The 4,023-nt window shown below is 42.7% G+C and carries 7 protein-coding genes; 3 read left to right on the forward strand and 4 right to left on the reverse strand.

Annotation, left to right across the window (positions count from 1 at the left end):
- Window positions 1–47: 47 nt before the first annotated feature.
- Genes IEY53_RS34610 through IEY53_RS34620 form a run of 3 tightly spaced genes read right to left on the reverse strand, consistent with a single transcriptional unit; the run spans window position 48 to window position 1,114 of the window.
- Window positions 48–329 (reverse strand): helix-turn-helix domain-containing protein, encoded by a 282-nt coding sequence (locus IEY53_RS34610; RefSeq protein ID WP_189032867.1) that lies wholly within the window; start codon window positions 327–329, stop codon window positions 48–50.
- A gap of 14 nt (window positions 330–343) precedes the next feature.
- The gene (locus tag IEY53_RS34615; protein WP_189032869.1) at window positions 344–844 is read right to left on the reverse strand and encodes a GyrI-like domain-containing protein; all 501 of its coding nucleotides are present in this window, start codon (window positions 842–844) and stop codon (window positions 344–346) included.
- A gap of 21 nt (window positions 845–865) precedes the next feature.
- Window positions 866–1,114 (reverse strand): hypothetical protein, encoded by a 249-nt coding sequence (locus IEY53_RS34620; protein WP_189032871.1) that lies wholly within the window; start codon window positions 1,112–1,114, stop codon window positions 866–868.
- Window positions 1,115–1,117: 3 nt separating this feature from the next.
- Here IEY53_RS34620 and IEY53_RS34625 point away from each other — a divergent pair, with 3 nt between their 5' ends.
- Window positions 1,118–1,231: a hypothetical protein gene (locus IEY53_RS34625; RefSeq protein WP_189032873.1), complete on the forward strand. Its 114-nt coding sequence runs from the start codon at window positions 1,118–1,120 to the stop codon at window positions 1,229–1,231.
- Between the two features lie 9 nt (window positions 1,232–1,240).
- Window positions 1,241–1,858, forward strand: coding sequence for a DEAD/DEAH box helicase (locus tag IEY53_RS34630; protein WP_229696537.1), 618 nt, complete (start codon window positions 1,241–1,243; stop codon window positions 1,856–1,858).
- Window positions 1,859–2,008: 150 nt separating this feature from the next.
- On the opposite strand, the gene IEY53_RS34635 is transcribed toward IEY53_RS34630, so the two are convergent.
- A complete protein-coding gene (locus IEY53_RS34635) occupies window positions 2,009–2,395 on the reverse strand; it encodes a retropepsin-like aspartic protease (protein WP_189032875.1) in 387 nt (128 codons plus the stop codon).
- A 669-nt stretch (window positions 2,396–3,064) separates the two neighbouring features.
- Here IEY53_RS34635 and IEY53_RS34640 point away from each other — a divergent pair.
- Window positions 3,065–3,460 carry a VOC family protein gene (locus IEY53_RS34640; protein WP_189032879.1) on the forward strand — a complete coding sequence of 132 codons (396 nt, stop codon included), beginning with the start codon at window positions 3,065–3,067 and terminating at the stop codon, window positions 3,458–3,460.
- Window positions 3,461–4,023 lie beyond the last annotated feature (563 nt).

The following is a 4,023-nucleotide window of genomic DNA, read 5'->3' on the forward strand; positions in this document are numbered from 1 at the left end:
CACCACCGAAGACGCCAGAGTCAAATTAAAGCGTCTTTACCCACAATTTAAAGATTGATGCTGTAATAGGTTTCTTGTGATTCAAAGCCATACTCCATAGCAATCTCAATGATCCGTTTCTCGCCAGCAAGCAGTTCAATGGCACTCTGACTTAATCTCCGTTTACGAATATATTCCTTCACAGATTCCCCAACCAAACCTCGAAAAATCCGATAAAAATGAGTCATCGAAAAAAATGTCTGCTCTGCAATAATATTCGGACTTAAATCTTCTGTTAGGTGTATTTCAATAAAATCAATTGTTTTTTGAACCTTATCGTAATAATTCATCTCATCATCCAGTTCTATTCATCAAAATTTTCTTTAATCGGCAGCCAAAACTCATAACAATTTCCTTTATCTATTTTATGGGGCGGGTAGGCTTCTATTTCTGGTACATTTGCATGAACATATGGAGAGTTAGGGAGCCATTCTCCAAACGCAACCATTTCAGCCTCGATTAAGGCTTCAACGGTTTCTCCGTAATTTTCAAAGATTGCCCACATCGAAGCAGGCACTGTATATTCCTCCAAATCCCAACCCTCTGGGGCATGATCATTCTCCATAGCGACATAAAACCAAAAGCTTCTATTGGCCGGGTCTTTTTCTACGCATGAAACACCTATGGAATAGCTATTCGTAACCGTATCCTCAAGATTATTATGGCTATTACGGAACAACTCCGTCAAACCCTCTTGTCTGCATTTTTCCCAAAATTGACCGAACATTTCGTTATCCTGTTCTACCCACGTTCTACGTCCATAAATTTTAAATTCTGATTTGCTTTCTATTCTCACATTTACCATGCGATCTACCCCTGTCTTGTTTTATAACCGAAGTATATCTGTTTGAGCCGACTCTTTTTTGATATTTCTTACCAAATTCGTCTGGAACAATGGCAGGAACGTTTGCAAACCTTTCTCAAAGTACCAAAACAAACAATCGGTATGATAGGCGGCGGCAAAAATAAACAAACCGGCATCATCGACATTGCTGTCATTTAGAGCCTCAACAATAAAGGAAATATTAAACCCTTCGTAAGTGAATACGGCCAAGTTATTGTGGATGAATGCCACCACGTGTCCGCCTACAGCTTCGAACAGGTTCTGCGGGAAGTCAAAGCAAAGTATGTATTTGGCTTAACTGCCACACCTAAACGACAAGACGGACAAGAAGCAATTGTAAGATTCTAGCTTGGACCGGTGCTATTGAAGGTGGATGCCAAAACCTTAAGCGGCTCCAGAGGATTTTCATTAAGGGTAGTCCCCCGTTATACTCACTTTCAGATCAAGTCAGGGGAACAAACTTCCGGTATCCAGGACATCTATCAGCAGCTTGTAGACAACGAGGAACGTAACACGATTATTTTTGACGATTTACTTACCTGCCTGGATGAAGGCCGCTCTCCGCTACTGCTGGTTGAACGGACCGCTCATGCTGAATATTTTGCAGAGAGGTTGCAGGCTTTTGCCAAAAACGTAATTGTACTTCGCGGCCGAATGGGAAAAAAGCAGAGAGAAGCTCTACGCGCCCAAATCGCCTCTATTCCAGTCGATCAAGAACGGGTAATTATCGCTACCGGCAAGCTGATCGGCGAAGGCTTCGATGATGCCAGACTGGACACCTTATTTCTGGTCCATCCTATCTCCTGGTCAGGCACCTTACAGCAATATGCAGGCCGCTTGCACCGAAGTCATGTGCATAAAGAAAAAGTGAAAATATATGATTATATTGACCTTGAGGTCCCTATGTTGATGGCGATGTTCAAGAAAAGAGTGAAGGGTTATCGGAAGATGGGATATAAGGGGGCAGAGTTGTAACACATTGCATAAAAATAGAATGGGCGAGTTGAACCCCTTTCCCAAAAAGGGTCTTAATACCTTGCTGAGAAAGGGATTCTGGAAACAGAGCGTGGACGTGCAGAGCCACAATCCGGCGGGGGCTGCTGCTGGAATCGACGATATAGCCGTTTAGCAAACGTTAGTTTTCAATTGCATTTTTCCAGTGTCAATCACGGCTTCTGCGTGTTTCAAGAAGTTAAAACCAAGGATGCCGTCGATTTCCATGCCATAATCCATATTCCCGATTTCGACTTGAAAATCATTAAGTATTGCTTCATCAACTATAATTGAGTCCAGATGTTTGGTGTAAACATACTCCACACCGCCTACACCCCGTATCATATCAACGATATCATTTCCTTCAGGAACCATACCAATCTCCTGCACGATGTCCGCGTTCAAAAGTGTGCTGGCAGAACCTGTGTCAAGCAATACCTTCTCCAGCTTTAGTTCTCTCCCTCTAAACACAACAGTCATGCTTATGAAGGGGAGTCCATAGATTTCTGTTATATTCATCTGGGGCCTCTGATACCAACATATCGTTCTCGTGCTACAACCTCAGGACGGGAGGTGTGAAAGAAACAATACTCGCGATGTGGATCTTCCTGGTGTAACTCACTGTACCGCTTCAATGCTCTGGTAGAATCCTCATAGGAGTCAATCACAGACATTTCTTCAATAAAACGCTGGCCTTCTTTAGAATAAGCCTTAGTCGCCTCAAGAACGACCCATTCATTTGGAAACCGCTCCTGAACTTCATCCCATCGCATCTTGGACACCTCCGGTTGAATAATTACAATTATTATAGCATATCAGGTGCCAACATCTAAACCAGAGTCAGGCCTCCACCCGATCTTTGGAGCTCTTTTATAAAGCGGTATCCCTCCAGAAATCCAACTACAAAAGCTTCCTCTTCTTCGAGACCCTGTTCTGTGCTTGGACTCATCCATGAGTCCATATAATTGACCATAAACCCTTACTGGGAGATGGATTTTAAAAACTCAAGGGAGTCGCTTCCCTGTCGAAAGGTAACGGTACATAATTTCTACGAGTGTAGTTACAGTTTTGATGTCACCTGAGTCTCATGTAAACCGCGAAAAATTTTCAATTAAATTTTATATATTTAGCGAAACAGGAAAGTATAATAAAGGCATGATGTTGGAAGTCAAAGCATTGGAGGAGATCATGGGCCGATTAGTTCATTTCGAAATTCATGTAGATGACATGGAACGTGCTAAGAAGTTTTATGGTGAGGTATTCGGATGGACCTTTGAGGATTGGAGTGAATATGCTGGAACACCCTATTTCGGAGCTACTACGGGAGATGCGGGTGAAATCGGCATCAATGGGGCTTTGGTGCAACGTCGGGGGGTGTCTCCAGAACCCGGACAAGCTATGAATGGTTATGCTTGTACTATGGGAGTGGAGGATTACGACTCTACTGAAGCAATAATTTTGAAACTTGGAGGCAAGCTTGCATTGCCGAAGTATGCATTACCTGGGATGGCGTGGCAAGGGTACTACCTGGACACAGAAGGTAATATATTTGGTATTCATCAGCCAGATAAGCATGCCAAATAAGGTGACACAATCGTATATCTGAAAAGCCCGACCTCACGGTTGGGCTTTTCAGATATACGAAGGAGCTCTGTTTCAAAATTAACTTCTGCTGACCCCAGGGCAGAGACCAGATAGCGTATCCCACTACTTGTTAGCCCTATCCCTGTTACATGGGCGATGCAATCCTCGAATCCATTACCTTCAGAACCCTGTCTGGCCTCATCCCCCCCTCTTCATCACTTCCAGCGCGCTGATTAAGCCGGACTAAAGCGACTTAGAAAACACATCTACACCCTTAAGTATTGGCACTTCATTGAGCAGTCTTAATAATTGTTCCTGAATTTGAATTTCTACTTGTTTGGCCGGGATATGTTGAATTGTGATCCCATTCATTTTCACCCTAAAGCCTCATTTCACCATTTTGATGAAATCATTATACATTATAATCCAAAAAGTAATCCTCATTTATAATTTCACTGTTTCGGTGAAATTAATGATTACTGTGAAAATTTCGTTTGAATTCCTCGCTATATAGACCGCAATTAATAAACTGCCAAAGACACTCCAATCGCCAAATCGGGTAA

This window comes from Paenibacillus albidus, assembly GCF_014644435.1.
Taxonomy (GTDB): domain Bacteria; phylum Bacillota; class Bacilli; order Paenibacillales; family Paenibacillaceae; genus Paenibacillus_AQ; species Paenibacillus_AQ albidus.

Excerpts from the sequence above, each read along its gene's own strand:
- IEY53_RS34610 (WP_189032867.1), bottom strand. The coding sequence starts at position 329 with ATGAATTATTACGATAAGGTTCAAAAAACAATTGATTTTATTGAAATA.
- IEY53_RS34615 (WP_189032869.1), bottom strand. The coding sequence starts at position 844 with ATGGTAAATGTGAGAATAGAAAGCAAATCAGAATTTAAAATTTATGGA.
- IEY53_RS34640 (WP_189032879.1), top strand. The coding sequence starts at position 3,065 with ATGGGCCGATTAGTTCATTTCGAAATTCATGTAGATGACATGGAACGT.
- IEY53_RS34635 (WP_189032875.1), bottom strand. The coding sequence starts at position 2,395 with ATGAATATAACAGAAATCTATGGACTCCCCTTCATAAGCATGACTGTT.